General features: G+C 71.3%; 15 protein-coding genes and 1 pseudogene. 6 read left to right on the top strand and 10 right to left on the bottom strand.

The features are described from left to right. Positions 1-48: 48 nt before the first annotated feature. The 6 genes from ACZ60W_RS27985 to ACZ60W_RS27960 form a co-directional block, all read right to left on the bottom strand. Complete coding sequence (locus ACZ60W_RS27985; protein ID WP_469758146.1) at positions 49-1,317, bottom strand: enolase C-terminal domain-like protein; 1,269 nt, start codon at positions 1,315-1,317, stop codon at positions 49-51. Next, positions 1,314-2,270 carry a 5-dehydro-4-deoxyglucarate dehydratase gene (locus ACZ60W_RS27980; protein ID WP_469758145.1) on the bottom strand — a complete coding sequence of 319 codons (957 nt, stop codon included), beginning with the start codon at positions 2,268-2,270 and terminating at the stop codon, positions 1,314-1,316. The genes ACZ60W_RS27985 and ACZ60W_RS27980 overlap by 4 nt, the downstream gene beginning before the upstream one ends. A 36-nt stretch (positions 2,271-2,306) precedes the next feature. Continuing rightward, a complete protein-coding gene (locus tag ACZ60W_RS27975) occupies positions 2,307-3,173 on the bottom strand; it encodes a carbohydrate ABC transporter permease (RefSeq protein ID WP_469758144.1) in 867 nt (288 codons plus the stop codon). After that, positions 3,170-4,165, bottom strand: coding sequence for a carbohydrate ABC transporter permease (locus ACZ60W_RS27970; RefSeq protein WP_469758143.1), 996 nt, complete (start codon positions 4,163-4,165; stop codon positions 3,170-3,172). Before ACZ60W_RS27970 ends, ACZ60W_RS27975 begins: the two co-directional genes overlap by 4 nt. Then, positions 4,162-5,487, bottom strand: a complete 1,326-nt coding sequence (locus ACZ60W_RS27965; protein WP_469758142.1) for a sugar ABC transporter substrate-binding protein — start codon at positions 5,485-5,487, stop codon at positions 4,162-4,164. Before ACZ60W_RS27965 ends, ACZ60W_RS27970 begins: the two co-directional genes overlap by 4 nt. Positions 5,488-5,789: 302 nt before the next feature. Further along, positions 5,790-6,908 (bottom strand): hydroxyacid dehydrogenase, encoded by a 1,119-nt coding sequence (locus tag ACZ60W_RS27960; RefSeq protein ID WP_469758141.1) that lies wholly within the window; start codon positions 6,906-6,908, stop codon positions 5,790-5,792. 44 nt (positions 6,909-6,952) lie between these two features. Here ACZ60W_RS27960 and ACZ60W_RS27955 point away from each other — a divergent pair, with 44 nt between their 5' ends. Both ACZ60W_RS27955 and ACZ60W_RS27950 read left to right on the top strand, forming a co-directional pair. After that, entirely contained in the window at positions 6,953-7,813 is an 861-nt protein-coding gene (locus ACZ60W_RS27955; protein WP_469758140.1) for a fumarylacetoacetate hydrolase family protein, read from the top strand. A 12-nt stretch (positions 7,814-7,825) separates the two neighbouring features. Continuing rightward, the gene (locus ACZ60W_RS27950; protein WP_469758139.1) at positions 7,826-8,464 is read left to right on the top strand and encodes an SGNH/GDSL hydrolase family protein; all 639 of its coding nucleotides are present in this window, start codon (positions 7,826-7,828) and stop codon (positions 8,462-8,464) included. Between the two features lie 331 nt (positions 8,465-8,795). Here ACZ60W_RS27950 and ACZ60W_RS27945 read toward each other — a convergent pair whose 3' ends face one another. Then, on the bottom strand, positions 8,796-9,485 hold the full coding sequence (locus ACZ60W_RS27945; protein WP_469758138.1) for a DUF1345 domain-containing protein: 690 nt from the start codon (positions 9,483-9,485) through the stop codon (positions 8,796-8,798). 217 nt (positions 9,486-9,702) lie between these two features. Here ACZ60W_RS27945 and ACZ60W_RS27940 point away from each other — a divergent pair. Continuing rightward, positions 9,703-9,875 (top strand): annotated as a pseudogene (locus ACZ60W_RS27940) (CsbD family protein). Positions 9,876-10,105: 230 nt separating this feature from the next. On the opposite strand, the gene ACZ60W_RS27935 reads toward ACZ60W_RS27940, so the two are convergent. Next, the gene (locus ACZ60W_RS27935; RefSeq protein WP_469758137.1) at positions 10,106-11,518 is read right to left on the bottom strand and encodes a Mucin-2; all 1,413 of its coding nucleotides are present in this window, start codon (positions 11,516-11,518) and stop codon (positions 10,106-10,108) included. A 348-nt stretch (positions 11,519-11,866) separates the two neighbouring features. Beyond that, a complete protein-coding gene (locus ACZ60W_RS27930) occupies positions 11,867-12,103 on the bottom strand; it encodes a hypothetical protein (RefSeq protein ID WP_469758136.1) in 237 nt (78 codons plus the stop codon). A gap of 253 nt (positions 12,104-12,356) precedes the next feature. Here ACZ60W_RS27930 and ACZ60W_RS27925 point away from each other — a divergent pair, with 253 nt between their 5' ends. The 3 genes from ACZ60W_RS27925 (at position 12,357) to ACZ60W_RS27915 (ending at position 14,694) form a co-directional block, all read left to right on the top strand. Continuing rightward, positions 12,357-12,617, top strand: a complete 261-nt coding sequence (locus ACZ60W_RS27925; protein WP_469758135.1) for a DUF7660 family protein — start codon at positions 12,357-12,359, stop codon at positions 12,615-12,617. Positions 12,618-12,897: 280 nt separating this feature from the next. After that, positions 12,898-13,071: a hypothetical protein gene (locus ACZ60W_RS27920; RefSeq protein ID WP_469758134.1), complete on the top strand. Its 174-nt coding sequence runs from the start codon at positions 12,898-12,900 to the stop codon at positions 13,069-13,071. Positions 13,072-13,389: 318 nt separating this feature from the next. Then, positions 13,390-14,694: a hypothetical protein gene (locus tag ACZ60W_RS27915; protein ID WP_469758133.1), complete on the top strand. Its 1,305-nt coding sequence runs from the start codon at positions 13,390-13,392 to the stop codon at positions 14,692-14,694. A gap of 966 nt (positions 14,695-15,660) precedes the next feature. On the opposite strand, the gene ACZ60W_RS27910 is transcribed toward ACZ60W_RS27915, so the two are convergent. Next, entirely contained in the window at positions 15,661-19,128 is a 3,468-nt protein-coding gene (locus ACZ60W_RS27910; RefSeq protein WP_469758159.1) for a M28 family peptidase, read from the bottom strand. Between the last annotated feature and the right edge of the window lie 420 nt (positions 19,129-19,548).

Genomic DNA, 19,548 nt, shown 5'->3' with positions numbered 1-19,548 from the left:
GCATCGTTCCTGTGCGGTCGGGAGGTGAGGGCGGTCCGTCCGACACCGTCAGGCCGGTTCGTGGACGTCTTCGCGGAGCCGTACGCCGGGGGCGACGCGGGCCAGGTAGCCGGTGTCGTCGCGGCGGGTCAGGCCGCACGCCAGGTACTGCTCGTGCAGCCGGTCCAGTGCGTCGCGGTCCAGCTCGACGCCGAGTCCGGGGCCGCGCGGGACGGCGATCGCGCCGTCGACGACGTTCCACGGGGTGGTCACGACGTCGTCCTCGGGCCGCTTCCAGGGCCAGTGGGTGTCCAGGTCGTGGGTGAGGGCGGGGGTGGCGGCGGCGAGGTGGACCATCGCGGCGAGGCTGATCCCGAGGTGGGAGTTGGAGTGCATGGACATTCCGATGCCGAAGTGGTCGCAGGCGCCGGCCAGTTGCTGGCTCGCCTTCAGTCCGCCCCAGAAGTGGTGGTCGCCGAGCAGGACGCCGACGGCCCGGACGGGTATCGCCTGGGTCAGGTGCTCCCAGGTGACCACGCACATGTTGGTGGCGAGGGGCATCGGGGCGGTCCGTGCGAGGTCCGCCATGGCGGGGATGCCGGCGACCGGGTCCTCCAGGTACTCCAGTACTCCCGTCAGCTCCTCGGCGACCCGGGCGGCGGTGTCCGGGTCCCAGCTCGCGTTGGGGTCTAGTCGGAGCGGGTGGTCCGGGAACGCCTCGCGGAGGGCGCGGATCGCGGCGACCTCGTCGTCCGGCGGGAGCACGCCGCCCTTGAGCTTGAAGGAGCGGAAGCCGAAGCGGTCCGCCAACAGCCGCGCCTGCGCCACGAGTCCCGCGGGGTCGAGCGCCGGGCCCCACTCGTCGGGCTCGTGACCGGGGTGCGCGGCCCATTTCGCGAACAGGTAGCCGCAGAAGTCGATCCGGTGGCGCGTGGCGCCGCCGAGGAGGTCGGACACGGGCCTGCCGAGGTGTTTGCCCTGGAGATCGTGGCAGGCCACCTCGAACGGCGAGGTGACGCTCGCGACCGTCTTGGCAGCGCCGCCCTCGCCGATGAGGCCGTGGGCGTCGCGCGCCACCCGGCCGCCGACGATCGCCCCGACCCTGCGGGACAGTTCGTTGAGGTCGAAGGGGTCGAGGCCGGGCAGGTCGTCGGCGACGGCGCGGAGCAGTGCGAGGTGGGCGGCGTCGCCGTAGCTCTCGCCCAGTCCGTATGCGCCGGTGTCGGTCCTGACCTCCACCACCGCGCGCAGGGCGTACGGCTCGTGGACGCCGACGGCGTTGAGCAGCGGCGGGTCGGCGAAGGCGACGGGGGTGACGACGACGGAGGTGACCTTCACGACGCGACCGCCACGGCGGGAGCGGCGTGCGCCGGGGTGGGTTCGGCCAGGGCGCGCCGGCCCTGGAGGAGGAGGTCCTCGAGCTGGTCGACGTGGTCGGGGGCCGCGTCCACGAGGGGCGCCCGGACGTGGCCGACGTCGAGCGAGCGCAGCCGGGCTCCGGCCTTGACGAGGGAGACGGCGTAGCCGGGGACCTGGTCGCGGAGGGCGGTCAGCGGCAGGTAGAAGTCGGCGAGGAGCCGGCCGGTGGTGGCGGTGTCGCCGTTGGTGAGGGCCGTGTGGAAGGCGCGGGCGATGTCGGGGGCGAAGCACAGGACGGCGGAGGAGTAGTCGCGGATGCCGATGGCCCGGCAGGCGGTCGCGCTGACCTCGGCGGTGGGCAGTCCGTTGAGGAAGGCGAAGGTCTCGGCACGGGGGTGGCCGCTGGTGCGTACGGCGGTGACCATGCGGGCCATCGAGTCCAGGTCGCCGTCGCCTTCCTTGATCCCGGCCACCTGGGGCACGGAGAGGAGCCGCAGGGCGGTGGACACGCCGATCCTGGCGAGGCCGCGCCGGTAGACGAGGACGGGGAGGCGGCCGGCGCGGGCGACGGACTGGACGTAGGAGACGTAGCCGTCCTCGGTGCCGCCGACGAGGTACGGCGGCAGCAGCAGGATCCCGTCGGCGCCCGCCTCGGAGGCGGCGGCAACGGCCGCCTGTGCGGTGCCGAGTCCTCCTCCGGCGCCTGCGAAGACGGGTACGCGGCCGGCGACGACGCGTACGGCGTGCCGGACGACCTCGGCGTACTCCGGGGCGCTGAGCGAGGAGTACTCCCCCGTGCCGCAGGCGACGAAGAGGGCGGCGGGGCCGTGGGCGAGCTGGTCCTCGATGTGGTCGGTGAACACGCTCGTGTTCACCTCGTCGGCGGGGGTGAACGGCGTGAGCGGGAAGGACATCAGGCCGGACGGGATCACGGGAGGTGGTCCTTTCGGAGGGGTCGGCCGTTCGGGTCAGCCCTTGAGGGCGCCGCTGGACAGGCCGTGGACGAAGGAGCGCTGGAAGAAGAGGAAGACGATGACGGACGGCAGCAGGGCGAGCAGCGACGCGGCCATCACCACGCCGGGGGTGACGAGGGGGTCGACCCGCAGCGTGCGCAGGGCCAGCGGCAGGGTGTACGAGGAGGAGTCGGTGGCCACGAGCAGGGGCAGGAGGTACTGGTCCCAGATCATGGTGAAGCCGAAGACTCCGATGACGCCGAGCGCGGGCTTGCACATGGGGAGGATGATCTGCGCGAAGATCCGCAGGTCTCCGGCGCCGTCGATGCGCGCCGCCTCCTCCAGCTCCTTCGGCACCTCCTTCATGAACTCGGTCATGACGAGGATGGAGAAGGCCCAGGCGCCGACGGGCACGATCATGCCGGCGAGGGAGCCGATCAGATTGACGTGGACGACGGGCAGGTCGGCGAGGATCACGGAGAGCGGGATGGCCAGGATCTCCTCGGGCAGCATGAGCGTCGCCAGGATGGCGACGAACGCGAGGGTCATGCCCCGGAAGCGCTTCCTGGCGAGGGCGTAGCCCGCGAGGACGGAGACGGCGACCTGGAGCAGCAGTCCGAAGCCGACGACGAAGAACGAGTTGAGGAGGTACTTCAGGACGCCCTGGTCGAAGGCGACGGCGAAGTTGTCGACGGTGGGGTCGGAGGGGAGGACGCCGAGCTGGGTGGGGTCCTTGACGTGGTTGAACGCGCTGACGAGCAGGGCGAGCAGGGGGCCCGCGAACACGACGAGGACGAGGAGGTACGTGAGGACCTTGAGGGCGCGGCCGGCGGCGCTGCGGCTCTCGGTGAGTCCGAGGGCGGTCTCGGTCGGCGCGCTCATTCGTTTCCCCTCCGTCGGAACAGGTGGACGCCGACCGTCAGGAGCAGCGTCGCCAGGAACAGCAGGACGGCTCCGGCCGCGCCGACGCCGAGCCGGTTCTGTTCGAGGCCCAGCTTGTAGATCACGGTCATGACGACTTCGGTGGAGCCGTCGGGGCCGCCGTTGGTGAGCAGGAAGACCTCGGTGAAGACGCGCAGGCCCCGGATGGCGGCGAGGACGAAGAGGATGGTGAGGACGGCGCGCAGACCGGGCAGCGTCACATGGCGGATGCGCTGGAACCTGGACGCGCCGTCGACCTTGGCGGCTTCGTAGAGTCCGCGGTCCACCCCGGCGAGCCCGGCGAGGAAGATCATCATGTCGTAGGGGGCACCCCGCCAGATGCCGGTGAGCATGATGGAGGCCATGGAGGTGTCGGGGTCGTTGATGAATCCCGACGGGCCGAACCCCACGAGGCCGAGGAGGGAGTTGAGCATGCCGTCCTCGGTGGGGTGGTACATGATCCGCCAGAGTTCGGCGACGACCGCGATCGGCACGACGACGGGGAGGAAGGCCGCCGAGCGGACGAAGCCGAGTCTGCGGCCCTGTCCCTCCATGAGGAGGGCGAGGGTGAGGCCGAGCAGCATCGATCCCGCGGTCTGTCCGACGGCGAGGACGACGGTGTGCCAGGCGGCCTCGCGGAAGCCGTCCGAGGAGAGCACGGTGGCGTAGTTCTCGCCGCCGACCCACCGGTTGCCGAGGTAGGGCTGGACTTCCTGGAAGGACATGGTCAGCGCACTGGCCATGGGGATGAACTTGAAGTACAGGAAGAGGATCAGGGCGGGGGCGAGGAAGAGCCAGGGCGTCCACCACCGGCCGCCGCGGCGGTTCCTCACGCGGCGGGAGACGGGCGGCCCGCCTCCTCCCGGCGCGGTCGGCGCCGGCCCGCGCGCGGCGGGCGGGGTGGAGCCGGCCGCCGGGCCGGTGGCCGCAGTCACCTGGTCGAGGCTCGTCATCCGGCGATTCCCTGCTCCTGGAGGATCGCGGCGAGCTTCGTGTCGAGTTCACGCAGCTTCTCGCCCAGGTCGAGGGAGCAGTCGGCCATCAGGGCGTTGACCGTCTCGGCGGTGGTCTGCCGTACCGGGGTCCAGTTGGGGAGGGAGGGGGCGTACCGCCCGGAGGAGCGGTAGGCGTCGGCGTAGGTCTTCCAGCGGGGGTCGGGGCGGACCTCGGTGACGTCGACGGTCTTGTTCACGGGGAGCTGGACGGTGGAGCCGTCGACGCCCTCCATGCCGAGTTTCTGGCCCTCGGCGGAGATGGCGTACCCGGCGAAGGCGTCCTGTCCGGCGTTGTTCTCGGAACCGGCCATCAGGTAGACGGAGCCGCCCTCGGCGAGCACGGTGGCGTCCTTCGGGCCCTTGGGCATGGGGACGACCTCGTACTTGTCCTTGCCGAGGGACTTGTCGAAGCGGGACATGAGGTAGGGGCCGACGACGAACATGCCGGTCCTGCCGGCCTCGAACGTCTCGTTCGTCGGCGGGGTGTCCATGGTCACCGCGCCCGGCTGGACGACCTTCTTGTCGCAGCCGAGGGCGCGGAACCAGCGCATGGCCTCCGTCGACTCCTTGCTCGTCATCGACGGCTTGTACTTCCCCTGGCCCGCCTCGGTGACGAAGTCCCCGCCGGCGGCCCAGAGGAAGTTGGAGAAGTACCAGGAGGCGTAGCCGCGCTTGGTGGACAGCGGTGCGGCGAGGCCGTAGGTGTCCTGCTTGCCGTTGCCGTCGGGGTCGCGGGTGGTGAAGGCGGTGGCGAGCGCGGCGAAGTCGTCCCAGGTCCGCGGGGCCTCCAGCTTGAGCTTCTCACGCCAGTCCTTGCGGATGAGGAGGGCGCCGGCCTGGGCGGAGTACGGGATGCCGTACTGCTTGCCGTCGACGCTCCGGCCGGAATTCCGGGCCTGCTCGACGAGATCCTGGCTGCCCTTGATCTTGCTGAGGTCGATCTCCCTGAGGAGGCCCTGGCTGTGCATCGCGCCGAGCTGGGTGACGTCGTTCATGACGATGTCGGGCAACTGCCGCTGGGCGGCGCGCTGCTGGAGCTTCGTCTCGAAGTCGTCGAAGATCGCCGTGACCTTGACCTTGTGCCCGGTGGCCTTCTCGAAGCCTTCGACCAGCCGAAGCGTGGCCTTCTCGCCGGGGCCGCCGGGCGTGGTCCTGGTCCACAGCTCCAGCTCCGCCGTGGAGTCCTGCTTGGCGTCCGTCCCGGCAGGACCGGACGTACAGCTCGTCAGGGCCAACGCCGAGGCGAGAAATCCCGCACCGATCCATCGCGTTCTCTGCATGACAACTCCTGTTCGCCGCCGTCGGCAGCTGGCCTGTAAGCGCTTGCCGGGGACGCTAACGCGCGGCCGAACGAGGGTCAATAGTCCGATGACTGCAAAGAGTTGAAAGGAATGAAGGCGCTTGATCGCACTCATCCTTCGGGGCCCCCAACACCCGCTTGAGCAGTCAGGGAGCCGAAACAGGAAGCGAAGCGCTTCAGCACGGCGCCGGGAGCACCCCAGGGAGCCCCTCGCTCAGACATCGATCAAAGCTCCGATGTCTGAGCGGAGACGAGGGCTCGGGGCACAGGAAACAGGCCAGGCTACGCCCGGGTCGACGCCTGGTCGGGGGCGACGGCGTGCCGCAGGGGTTCGCCGTGCACCAGCCGCCGCAGTTCGTCGCGTACCAGCTCGCCCAGGCGGGCGCGTTCGCGCCCCATGGCTCCGGCCAGGTGCGGGGTGAGCAGGACGTTCGGCAGGGTGAACAAGGGCGAGTCGGGCGCGGGCGGCTCGGGCCAGGTCACATCGAGGACGGCGGTGAGGTCGGGCCGGTCGCGGAGAACTCCGATCACCTCCGGCTCGTCCAGCACCGCCCCCCGCGCCGTGTTGATCAGGGTCGCCCCTTCCGGGAGGAGCGCCACGAGCCGCTCCCCCACGAGGCCTTCGGTCTCGGGCAGGAGCGGGGCGTGGACGCTCACGACGTCGCAGGAGGTGAAGAGCTCGTCGATTCCGGTGAGTCTGACACCCAGCTCGGCGGCGGCCGCCGGGTCGATCACCGGATCGCAGGCGAGCACCTCGACGCCGAAGTGCCGCAGCAGCCGGGCGACGAGCCGGCCGATCTCACCGAGTCCGAGCAGACCGACGCGGGAGCCGTACCCCCCGGCGACCGGCGGATCGTGGGGGAAGCGGCGGCCGGCGGTCACCTCCCGGGCGAGGCGGTGCGCGTGCTTCAGGCCGAGCAGGATCTGGGCGAGGCTGAACTCGGCGACCGGGACGGCGTTGGCGGCGGCCGCGGACACGATGGGGATGTCGCGGGCCCAGAACTCCGGCGGCGTCAGGTGGCGCACCGAACCGGCCGCCACCATCACCGCGTTCAGTCGGGGCGCTCGGGAGAGCAGGGCCTTGTCGAGCACCGGGGCTCCCCAGCCGGTGAGCAGGACGTCGACCTCCTCCAGTACGCCGGGGTCCCGGAGGAGGGCGTCGCGGGTGAGGGCAGGGGCGTGCCAGCGCGCCAGCCGTCCGATGTCCGCGAGGACGTGGGACGGGTAGACATCGGCTCTGCGCTCCTCCTCCATGACCAGCAGGACGTTGGGCGTTGTGGTCGCAGCTGCCATCGGCTCGGCCTCCTGGGGCATGGCGGTATCGGCGGGCCACACGATACATCGGAGGACCAGCCAGATCCTGCCGAAGGACTGGACAAATCTGCGGGCGATTGCTTGCATTCCACGGTCGATACATCCGATGTCTATCGTGAGGGATGGCTGGCATGCGTGTACTGAGGGTCGGCGAAGCGGGAGCGGAGCGCCTCGCGGTCCTGGACGGGGCGGGCGGGCTGCTCGACGCCTCCGGCATCGCGGGCGACATCGACCACCGCTCGCTCGCCGACGGCGTGCTCGACCGGCTCGCCGAGGCCGTCGCGGCCGGATCCCTGCCGGCCGTGGACGTCCCCGTCGACCGCGTGCGGGTCGGGGCCCCGGTCGCGCGTCCCGGGAAGGTCGTCTGCATCGGCCTCAACTACCGTGACCACGCGCAGGAGACGGGAGCGGAACTGCCGGCCGAGCCCGTGGTCTTCATGAAGGACCCGTGGACGGTCTCGGGGCCGTACGACGAGGTGCTGATCCCTCGCGACAGCGTCAAGACGGACTACGAGGTCGAGTTGGCCGTGGTGATCGGCAGGACCGCCCGGTACCTGGAGAGCGACGAGGACGCACTCGCGTGCGTCGCCGGGTACGCGGTCTCGCACGACGTCTCCGAGCGCGCGTTCCAGTTGGAGCGGGGCGGCCAGTGGGACAAGGGGAAGAGCTGCGAGACGTTCAACCCGCTCGGTCCGTGGCTCGTCACCCCGGACGAGGTACCCGACCCGCAGAAGCTCCCGCTGCGGCTGACGGTGAACGGCGTCGAGCGTCAGCACGGCTCGACCGCGGACATGGTGTTCCCGGTCGCCGAGATCATCCGCTACCTCAGCCGGTTCATGGTCCTGTACCCCGGGGACGTCATCAACACCGGAACCCCGGCCGGTGTGGCCCTCGGCAGGCCCGAACCCCGGCCGTACCTGCGGCACGGGGATGTGGTGGAGTGCGGGATCGACGGTCTCGGCACCATGCGCCAGACATTCCGACAGGCCTGAGAGGAGACGCGCATGCGGTTCACCCGGGACGACCTGCTGCTCTTCATCGGTGACTCCGTCACGGACACCGGCCGCGACCGCGAGGACCCCGCGTCCCTCGGCGACGGCTACGTCCGGATGATCGCCGAGGCCCTGCCCTCCCCCGCGACCGTCGTCAACCAGGGCGTCAACGGCCACCGGCTCCAGGACCTGGAGGCGCGCTGGACCACCGACGTCATCGCCCTCGCCCCCTCGGTCGTCACCGTCCTGATCGGCATCAACGACACCTGGCGGCGCTACGACCGCGGACTCCTCAGCCCCGTGCCGGAGTTCGAGGACTCGCTCGGCCGCGTCCTCACCCTCGCCAAGGAGAAGTGCGCCGCCCGGCTGTTCGTCATGACCCCGTTCCTCCTGCCGGCCGGCCCCGAACAGGAGACGTGGTTCGAGGATCTCGCGCCCCGCACCGAGGCCGTCCTTCGCGCGGCGACCGCTCATGGGGCAACGGTGGTCCGCACGGACCTGGCGCTGCGGCGCGCCGCCGAGGAACACGGCGCGGCCGCCCTCGCCCCCGACGGGGTCCATCCGAGCCCGCTCGGCCACCGCGTCATCGCGCGCGCGTGGCTGGGGGCGGCCGGTGCGCACGAGAGGAGAACCCCGTCGGAGAGGCCGTGAGCAGGAGGGACATGGGCCTCTGGGGGCGGTCGACCCGTGACGGCCGGGACATCGCCAGCGGCACGTGTGCGCCGGCGGAGGGGCCGGGGTCGATCCGTCCGGCGGCGGCCAGGACGGACGCCCGGACCTCGTCGGCGGCGTCGGTCACGTCGGCGCCGACGTCGTCGGCGGGCCGAAGCCGCGGACCCCGTCGCCCGGCTGGAGAAGAAGACCGGGGACCCGATCCGCCTCGTCCTCACCCCCTGAGCGGCGGGGGCGGTGGCGGGTTCGCTCCGCACCCGCGGACGAACCGGTCGCCGCCCCACCCTCACCCGAGGTCCGCCCGCACCCGTCAGGCGCCTCGCCCGCCGTCCAGTGCCGCGACCATCCCGGCCACGATCACCGTGTTGAAGACGAACGCGATGGTCGCGTTGGCCGCCACCGTCCGGCGCATCTCCCGCGACATCACCGTGACGTCCGTCGTCCCGAACGTCGTCATGACCGAAAGGGCGAAGTACACGTAGTCGTCCCAGGCCGCCGGCTCCTCCCCCGGAAAGTCCAGCGCCGTCTCGTCCTCCACGAGGTTGTCGGCGTAGAACGCCACCGTGAAGGCGACCAGAACGCAGACCCAGGCCACGGCGACGAGGCCGAGCGCCATGAGGACCCGCACGGTCGCCGGGAAGGCGGAACTCACATGCCCGGGCCGCCATACCGCCGACACCACGAGCGCCGCCGACGCGATGAGGACCGACACCCCGGGCCCCGGTGCGGTCCCGAGGAGATAACGCTGCAGCACGGTGCCCCGCGCCTCGCGCCGGGCCCACGTGCGAATCCGTTCCGGCGGCGCGGCCGAGAAAGCTCTCAGCGTGACCGCCAGGTAGCACAGCAGGTAGGCGAACAGTGCCACCACGCCCAGGTCGGCACCCGAGGTGGACACCGCCCCCGGCGCGAGAACCCCCAGCAGGCCGAGCAGCACGGCGACTCCGGCCCCGACAGCCGTACTCACAGCGGACCTGCGGCGCTCGGACAGCCACGAATGCACCGGCAGTGCCTCCTCTCGGATGTCCCCGCGCAACCGACGACCCTCGCCCGCCCCGCAGAGGAGCAGGGGAACAGACCGTGATCGTACGAAAGGCCGGAAAGGCGCGGGCGCCGTCCACCAACGACGCGCACCCGGGTCGCCTCTTTGGTTGAGGCAGGCGCAGAACGGTCACGCGGGGCGCTGTAGGACTTTTCCACTGAGCAGGGAGGGATCAGCTGTGTCCGGTGAGCAGAAGGCCGAAGCGAAGGGCGAGCAGGCCAAGGGCAAGCTCAAGGAGACCCCTGGCCGCCTGACGGGTAACGAGCGACTGACGGCCGAGGGCCGCGCGGAGCAGGCCAAGGGGATGCCCGCGAGGCCAAGGAGAAGATCAAGGACACCTTCAAGCACTGACAGTCCGCCTCGGACGACGGGGCCGGGACCGCACTGGCGGTTCCGGCCCCGCTTCTTGTGCCCGCGTCCCGTGTCCGGGAGCGGCGGTCAGACGACGGGCTCGGGCCGGGGCGGCCGGCCCCGCCGAACAGGAGGGCAGGAAGTCCCGGCCGCCTCCACCGGGGGTCGGTGAGGCCTCGCGCTTGCGCCGCCTTCGCCGTGGGGTGCAACCAGGACAGAAGTGCCCGCTGTCAGGCGGGGACACCGGCCAAGTCCAGGACGGTGGTCATCTCGTCCTCGGGGAGCGCCGGGTTGGCGCCCGCGCTCGATGCCAGTTCGCGGATGTGGAGCGCCTCACGGAGGCGGTGGAGCGGGAGGCGCGGGTCAGCGGCCGCGGCCTGGCGTGTCCAGACTTCGGGGTCGTGGCTGAGGCGTTCGATCAGGGTGGGTGAGGCGGCCGGGTCCCGGACGGCCAGCCGACGGTGGTGGCCGTCCGGGTGGTCCGCGTAGCGGGCGGCGAGGCCTTCTCTGGGAAAGCGGGGATGTGTCTCCGCCATCCAGGCGGAGAACGTCCCGCCGAGCCGTGCGAACACCCGCATCAGGACCTCCTCGGGGGTGTCGGCGTGGTGCATGCCCAGGAGGTTGTCCACCACCGGGTCCTCCACGTGGGCGAGGAGGCACAGCAGGTCGGGTGGCAGGTGGGGGCTTCGGGCCGCGGCGCGCTGGAGCAGTGGGTGGGCGGAGGTCGCGGCCCGGCGCAGTGTGTGGGGGTCGGTGAGCCCGTCCCGTATCCACGGCACGCCGTCGCCCCTGTCCATGTCCCCTACCGTGAAGTCGATCGCCATGCGCTCTGTCTCGTCCAGCTCCTGCCTGACGGAGACCACGAGCCGTACGGCCTCGTCGGGGTCGACGGCGAGTCGCATCACGAGGTCCGCGGGCAACGACGGGTTCTCCGCGAGAGCCGGCAGGTGCGTGCGCCGGCTGACGTGCCGCTCGGCGTCGGCGCGGACCAGCAGCCCTCGGCGCAGGGCCTCGGCAGCGGACCGCGGGTCGCGGAGGAGTTCAGAGGTGAGGTCTGCGTCCTGTCGGCATTCCCGCAGCGCGGCAGCCCGCCGCACTTCGGGGTCGACGTCGGCCAGCAGGGCCGACCGCTCGGCCGGTGACAGGAGTTCCCATGCCCTGGCCGCCGCCTGGCGCGCCTCCGGACGGTGATGAGCCGCCAGGGAAGCGATGAACGGCCGTGTCAGATGCGGTGAGTCGAGCAGTGCCGTCCGGACGGAAGGGACGTGGTCGTCCAGCAGACGGAGGCATACAGCGTCCGGGAGCGGCACCACCTGTGTACGGGGGACGTACACCTCGGGTCCGTACGCCAGAGCTGTTCGCACCCTGGGACAACAATCGTCCGCGAGCCGGGCCCGCTGAGCGGGCTCCGCCGCGGCGCTCATGGCGAAGTCCTGCCGGACGCCCGGATTCGGGTGGGCCAGGATCGCCATGATGGCCGGCTCGGGGAGTCCGGCCCGCTGGATGGCGCTACGGGGCGGACGGTCGTCGTTCCCCTTGACGGCGAGGAGGCGCAGGAGCAGCGGTGTCGGCAGCGCCGAATTGCGGGCGACTCCGTCCAGCGCGGACGCGTGGAACGCCACCATGATTCCCCTGCCCCTCATGTCTTCTCTTCCTCGATCGGTTCGCGCCCATGATCTCTCGCATGCCTGTCGGGAACCGCCGAACGGTGACAGACCTACGCTGGGTCCGCTCTGTCCGGGCAGCGGGGACCCGGCCCTGACGAGTGACCTCGGCGCGCCTTCCAGTCGGCGCGGCGCACGCCGGGAGGCAGTGAGACGTGGTCGGGGCCGAGGGCGACATGGCGGTGGGGACAGCTCGCGATGTCCCTCGCCGTCAGCAGCGAGTCCGTGCACGAGAAGCAGGCAGGCGGACGCATTGCCTGGAGGAGCTCCCCCCGTGGGACTGACACCATGTCCTGTTCTCGGTGGGGTGCAGGGGGAGGCGCCGAGTCAGCCTGGAAGTTTCGTGGCGCTGCGCTCTGCCGCCCGGCGTGCCTGGAGGCGAGCAGCGCGCTTGGGGTCGGAGTTGTACCAGAAGCCGGCAGTGCCCAGCGCGAACATGGGAACCGCAAAGTAGACGGGCAGCGTCCATTCCCCCGTCCTGGCCTTGTGCAGCACGGCAAGCACGACGGTGCCGATGACCAGAGGTGCGTAGTACCGCAGGGCCAGGGTGAGTTTCGAGGGCATGAGGCGGCACTCTACGGATCTTGTGGAGTCCTGGGAAGCTTCGACAGAAGGGACGTCGGTATACGGAGCTCGGGGGATGACTGAGGCGTTCGATGAGCGCGGTTGCCGTGGCGGGCATCGCTCTGGCGGTGGCAACGGACTCCTGCCTGGCACCGTGGGGACATCTGCCGCTGCCGTGGTGGGCCCTATCGCGAGCGTCATCCCTTGGCGGCATCGGCGAAGGAGCAGACGGCTGCCGCGCTAGGGTCCAGCCATGTCACACGGTGCGCCCGATCCCAGGAACGAAGTCATGACGCGAGAGGGTCTCGCGGCGATGATCCAGGGGCTTCGCGACGACTTCGTACGACGAGGCGAGGAGTGGGAGAACCGCACCGCGGAGGACTACCTCGATGCGCTCGTTGCCTGGATCTCCGATGCGCCCGGCTGGTATCGAAACCGCGGTGAAGAGCTGCCGCCGAACGGTGACTGGACGTTCTTCGCTCGCGCGCTCAGCGCGGCTGTCGTCTACGAGTAGCCGCGAAGTCGCGCCGTCACTCAGCTCGGGAGCGCGGTAGGGGACGGATGACCATGGCGGTTGGCGGACAGCGCGCATGAAACCGTTCCTCGGCCGAGGCACCTGGTCAGGGACCGGCCATGAGCGGCGGATGGGGAGTTTGGAATCACGGTGAGTCGCGCCATGGCGGTACTCAGGAACATGTCGGATCAACCGGGCGTCGTGGACTGCAGATTGATCGCTGGAGGCTCGCCCGACCTCTACGGCCGCTACGGTACGGATCACTCGGACTGGAGGTCACATGACTGACTACACCTCTCATGCGCACAAGGCTCAGGAGTTGCTCGACAACGTCGAGCGGGAGTCGAAGGGCCGTCTCAGCCATGAGACCCGGGTGCGCATGGCACAGGTTGAGGCGCTCCTGGCGCTCGCTGCCGCGGTGGACCGACAGGAGGGAGGCGGCGCCCCTCGGTGAGCCACCGCAGGGGGATGCCGACAGGCGACCGGCCCAAGGCGCCTTGCCGAGAGGAGCCGGTCGCCCACGTGGCCGCTCGGCCGCACGGGCAGGGGAAGACGACCGAGGCCGGCCGATCGGTGCTCCGGCTCGTAGTGGACACCCCGATCCGCAGCGGAGGTGGCGGCCGGACTGCGCGCTGGGGTCGCCGCCGGAAAAGCGGCGCAGGCGGGTGTGGGTTCAGGTCCCAACCAAACCGATGGTGGGCGTAGTTGGCCGCTTCACCGTAGGGTCTTCTGCCGAGGGGGAAGCCCTTCGGCAGACGGGGAAGGGGGAACCATGGAGATCTATGCCCACTGGCTCGACGGTGAGCATCTGCGGGTGTCGGGGTGGGGTCCGCAGGACGGGTCGTTGGCCGTCATGCTGAAGATCCAGGCTCTGTTAGGGCACACGGTGGTGCTGAGCGACGTACAGCTGATCGACAGTCCCGCGGTGCAGGCGCTGTTCGAGACGGAGGAGTTTCGGTCCTTCGTGCGCGGCTGCCCGTCGTTCCTGCGCTGCACCACCGCCGCACCGGCCGGCAGCGACCCCTTCGCGCTGGTCACCACCGGGCTGCACCGCGCACTGGAGCCCGGCTGGCTCTCGTCCTCGTTCGACACGGCGGAGCCCCTCGTCAGGCTGTCCGAGGCCGTTCTGGAGCGCGGGGAGGCGAATCCCGGGCCGCTGTTCGCGCGGGGCACCGCGCTGGGTGCACGGTACGAGGAGGGCGGGGCGGTCCGGCGGAGGCTGGAGGCCGTGGCCTGGACCCTGCACCACTTCTCCCGCGAGGCGGGAGTTCCTCTGGGTACGAGCGCGGTGGCGCGTCCCTGTTCGTATCACGAGGTGTTGGAGGAGGTGGCGGGGCTGCCGGGGCTGCCCGGCCACGACTACGCGCCGGTGGAACGGACCCTCGCCTTCGTCGAGGAGCACGTGGAGCCGTCGGACCGGCACCGCAGGTCCGTGCTCTTCGCCCGGCTCGACGCGACGGATCCGCCCCACAGGACGGCCATGTGGAACACCGCGACACAGGCGTGGAACGCGGCGGTTCAGCGGACGCTGGGCACCGACGGGGCGTCCCCGCGGTCGCTCCCGGAGGCGGCCGACATCGGGCTCTACCTCGGGCGCCCGACGGACGCGCTCTTCGAGCCCGCCGGCCCCGGGTCCACGTCCCCCGCGGACCACGGGATGGCTCCGGGCAACCTCGCGGCGCTCGCGGAACTGGGCTGGCAGGACATCGCGAAGATCCATCAGGACGAGGTCGTGACCCGTCGGCGCGACTCCTTCCAGGCGGCGCTGCGTGCTGGGGACGCGGCGAGGGCCGACGACGCCCTGCCCGCGCTGCTCCGGGCGGTCCGGCGGAAGCTGCCGGCGTCAGGAGAGCGGCCCGGGCGCCTCGCCTGGGCCGCGGCCGAGACCGGCCTGGGGCTCGCCGGCGCGGGGCTGGCGCTCGGCACCGGCGAGACCCTGGGTCTCGTGGGGCCCGCGCTGGCGTTCGGTCTGGCGGCCGAGCGACTGCTGCGGGGCGGCCGTAGCCGGTCACACATCGTCACTACCCTGATGGCGGCGGGCGGAAGAGGGACCTGGATGCGGCGCGGCGAAGCCTGACGGGGCGCACGGCGCCATGCGGGCGGGCCGTCGGTGCCGCCCCCGGGACGCTCCGGCGGGTCGACCGGGGCCCGACCCGCCCCTGCTCCCCCGGCGGCGTCGGCTTCGGCGGCTGGGAACACCTGTCGCCGGACATCCGAGGCGGCGGTGACGGGGGCGCGGCCACCGCATTGCACCGCAAGGCCGGGGAAGTGTCGGTGCTGGCCGGTACGTTGCGGGCATGGGTGTCTATCTGGTGAGTGTCGCCGCGCAGGACTGGTCGCAGCGCGGGGAGGACGGTTGCGGGGACGTCGCCGCCGCGCTGAACGTCGAGCTGGGGCGGCGCGGGCTTCCCTCGTACGCGATGTCGCCGGCCGCGCGGGAGGCGCGGGGCTGGTTCGAGGAGAAGGTCAGTCCGCCCATGGACGGCTTCGTGGCGCTGTGCAGGCAGACACTGACCGATGCGGAACTGTCGGCCCTCCTCGACTGGAGCGTGCTGGTGCCCCTCGCTCTGGAGGAGGAGATCGTGCTCCCCGTCGGGACCGCGTACTCCGGCGAGGAGACCGTGGTCGCCGGAGCCCCGCGGGTGCTCGCGCTGGCCGAGCGGCTCGCCGACGCCGTCGAGCTGCCCGCGGAGGCGCTACCGGCGGGCGAGAACCTCGCCCTGAGCCGGTGGTTCCTGGAGGGCGGGGCGGAGCGGACCGGCCGGGCGCTGGCCGGGGCCGTGGGCGGAGGACCGGGACGCGGCCTTCTACGTAGCTCTCTACCTGCGTGCCGCGCAGTACTCCCTCCGCCACGGCTGCCCCATGACCTACTCCTGATCAGGGTCGGCGAGGAGGGCCGGCGTCGACTTCGCAGGGGCTCGGAACCGTGTCCCTGCCCAGCGCCGCCACGGTGCGTCGCTCCCGAAGTCCCGCTCCGGCGATGGCCCGGCCCCCTACCTGCGGGGGCCGGGCCGGGTTCACGCATGCGCAAGGGCGTCGGGTCTCAGCTCACCTGGATCGAGACGTCGTCCAGGACGAACGAGGTCTGCAGGGACTGGTCCTCGACGGACGTGAATCCGAGGGTGACGGTCTGGCCGGCGAAGGACGAGAGGTCGTACGACTTCTCGGCGTAGCCCGCGGTCGCGTCCAGGTTGGAGTAGGAGGCCAGTTGCCGGCCGCCCACCTTGACCGTGGCGACGTCGTAGGCGACGCTCTCGGTCTCGTCCGTGTCGATGTGGACGAAGAACGAGAGCCGGTACGAGGTGCAGCCCGAGGGGATGGACACGGACTGGGCGGCGTTCTCGGTGTAGCTGGTGCCCCGTCCGCCCAGCCACGCCTTGTAGCTGCCCGTGCGCGCCGCCTGCCGTGCGTCGTTGGTGATGACGCCCGCGCTCGCGGTCCACGGACTGCTGCCGTTCTCGAAGCCGCCGTTGACGACGAGCTGGCGCGGCGTGCAGGAGCCGCCGCCGCCCGTGACGGTCAGCGTGTAGGTGGTGGTGTGGCTGACGGTGCCCGAGCCGGTGACCGTCAGGGTGTAGGTGCCGGGCGTGGTGCTCGCGCCGACCTGGACGGACAGGGCCGAGGAGCTGCCGGACTGGACGGACGTCGGGCTGAGCGAAGCGGTCACGCCGGCCGGCGCGCCGGATACGGAGAGGCCCACGGTCTGGGCGGCGCCGCTCACCGTGGCGGTGTTCACCGTCGCGGAGGCGGACCCGCCGGGGGCCGTGCTGCCCGCGGACGGGCTGACGCCGATCGAGAAGTCCTGCGCCGGGGTGGTGCCGCCGACGGCCTGCTTCCAGAGGGCGTAGGCGATCCCGTCGGAGCTGCGGTTCAGCACCGTCGCGTTGATGTTGCTCGTGGTGTCACAGGCGCTGTGGTAGCAGGAGTCGTAGGCGCTGTTGGCGGAGCCGCCCCATTTCTGCGCCTGCGCCGCGGTCTTGCGGGCGCTCGCGCCGGCCGCGTATCCCGAGGTGGGGATGCCGCCCTGCTGGAAGGAGTAGTCGTCGCTGCGGCCCTGGCCCTCGGTGTTCTCCTCGGGCGCCAGGTTCAGGGAGGTCCAGTACGCCTTGAGGGGCGCGGCGGCGGTGGAGTTGAGGTTGTTGACGAAGTAGCCGCCGTTGGTGGAGCCGACCATGTCGAAGTTGTAGTACGCCTTGATGGTCGCGCGCTGTGCGGCCGTGAGGCGGTTGACGTAGAACGCCGAGCCGTTGAGGCCCTGTTCCTCGTCGGTCCACCAGGCGAAGCGGACGTGCTTGGTCATCGTCGGGTTCTTCTGGGCGAGGACGAGGGCGTTCTCCAGCAGGGCCGCGGATCCCGAACCGTTGTCGTTGATTCCGGGGCCCGCCGAGACGCCGTCCAGGTGCGCGCCGAACATGACGACCTGGTCGGCGGGGCCGCCCGGCCAGTCGGCGATCAGGTTGTTCGAGGGGTAGGTGCAGGAGGTGCAGTTCTGCTCGGTCACCGTGTACCCGGCGGCCTGCAGCTTGCCCTTCACATAGGCCAGCGACTGGGTGTGACCGGCGCTGCCCGCACGACGGTTGCCGCCGTTCTGGCTCGCGATGGTGCCGAGCTGGGCCAGGTGCGCCTGCACGTTGGCGACGTCGACGTCCGGCGGGTCGTTGCCGGGCTGGGTTCCGCCGACGTTGAGCGTGTAGTCGGTGGTGTGCGACAGCGTGGCGCCCTGCCCCTTGACGACGACCGTGGACGTGCCGGGTGCCGCGTTGGAGGTGGCGGTCAGGGTCAGCACGGAGGACTGGCCGGACTGGACCGTGGCGGGGTTGAAGGAGGCGGTCACCCCGGCGGGCAGGCCGGTCGCGGTCAGCGCCACCGACTGTGCGGTGCCGGTCGTGGTGGCCGTGCCGACGGTGGTGGTCACCGAGCCGCCCTGCTGGACGGTGCCGGACGAGGGGGTGAGCGACATCGAGAAGTCGTCGTTCTGGCCGCTCGGGGTGCAGGTCGGGTCGGCCGACTGCGCGGGCACGGTGATCGCGTCCCAGGCCGCCTTCGTCTTGAGGAAGAGACCGCAGGTCGCGTCGAGCGACTTCGCGGAGCTGAGCGTGGCCGTGCGGTACTTCTTGTAGCTCATGCTGCTGGTCTTGAGCAGCATGCCGCCGTAGAAGATCTTTCCGGCGGTCTGGATCCCCACGCCCGTGAGGGTGCTCTGGTTGCAGGTACTGCTGGTGGGCTTGCCGCCGCCGGGGTTGGTGCCCTCGGCCAGCAGGTAGAACCAGTGGTTCAGCGGGCCCGCGGCGGCGTGCACCTCGGTGCCGGGGATCGCCGAGCTGTAGCAGGCCGGGTCGTTGTTGACGGCGGGCGGGTTGTACATGTTGCGGATCGGGCCCCGGCCCTGGAGGTTGATGACCTCGCCCACCGTGTAGTCGGGGACGTCGTAGGGGGCGGGCTGGTTGATGTACGCCTCGGTGAGCGCGCCGAAGATGTCACCGGTGGCCTCGCCGAGCCCGGCTTCCTGGCCGCTGGTGCCGCCGGGGGTGTTGGTGTCGATGGCGTGCCCGTACTCGTGGGCCACCACGTCCACGCCGGCGATCCACTCGTTGGCGCTGTTGCGCCCGATGGTCACCGAGCTGCCGTCCCAGTAGGCGTTGAGCTCGCCCAGCCCGACCTTGGCGGGGAAGCTGCGGCCGTTGCCGTTGACGCCGTTGCGGCCCAGCCACTGACCGAGCATGTCCCACTGCTTCTGCGCGGCGAACATCAGGTCGACGCAGCCGGTCTCCTTGCTCGTGGGGTTTCCGGTGCCCCAGGAGTCGGACGACTTCGAGAAGACGGTGTTGGTGCTGTAGTCGGCGCAGCTCAGGCCGGTCCGGCTCGGGTCGCGGAGTGAGTAGGTGGAGCCCGAGGCGGTGGTGTCGATGGTGACGGGTCCGGGCCCGTTCCACTTGCTGTTGCCGGTGCCCGCGACCACGTCGTCGTAACTGTCGACGACGGCGCCGCTCCGTGCGTCGACGAAGACGTGCAGCTTGCTGGGCGCGGTCGCGGTACGCCCGCGCAGCACGGTCTCCCAGGCCAGCACCGGCTTGTCGCCCTTGAGCCGGACGACCAGCCGGCTGCTGTCGACCTTGTCGACCGACGCCAGTTTCTTCCGCGAGGCGGCCTCGGCCTTCTTCGCGGTGACCGACGGCCGGGTCGCCACGTCGATGCGCACGGAGGAGGCGGACTGGAGGGCGCGGATCGTGCCGGAACCGTCGGCGAGGACCACGGCGTCGCCGCCCACGACCGGTAGTCCCCGATAGCTGCGCTCGTACGAGACCGAGTAGAGGTCCTTCAGCCACGGGGTGACGAGACGTCGCTCGTACTGCTCCTGGGCCGAGTTGACCAGCGTGTCGAGACCGCTGTCGACCGCCAGGTCCGCGGCCGCGACCGCGCGGGACACGGGGCTGTCCTTCTGGGCCGGTGCCGGCCGCGCCGCCGACGCCGTTCCGGCGAGGGCTCCGGCGAGGCTCGCGGAAAGCGCCATCGCCGTCACGGCCGCCGTCCATCTGGTGGGCTGCACAATCCACTCCGATCGTGGGGGGGCTCGGGTGTCATCGCCGCCGAGTATGGGCGTGGACATGACCAATGGGAGCCATCCCTTCGGGCATAAGACCCGCGTTATGACCTGCCGGCAGCCCGCGCGCGCCGGCAGCGGCCGGTCCCGGTCCGGCTGCCGGTCGACAGACTTTCGGGAGCCGCGGCGGCTGACGGCAGGGTTCGTTCGCCGTGAACGGTGACGTGGAGTGCGTGCCGGGAGACTCCGATCTCCTCGGCGGCGAAACGGGACCGGAACGGTCTCCGCGCCGCCGCGAGAACGGCGGCTGCCGCCCCCGTCCCGGGGACCGGATCAGCGAGGCGGCCGAGCGCGCGCGTGCCTGACGAGCAGTTCGCCGTGGCCGCCGAT

This window comes from Streptomyces sp. NPDC104202, from assembly GCF_055584185.1.
This window is presented reverse-complemented; position numbering and strand designations above follow the sequence as displayed.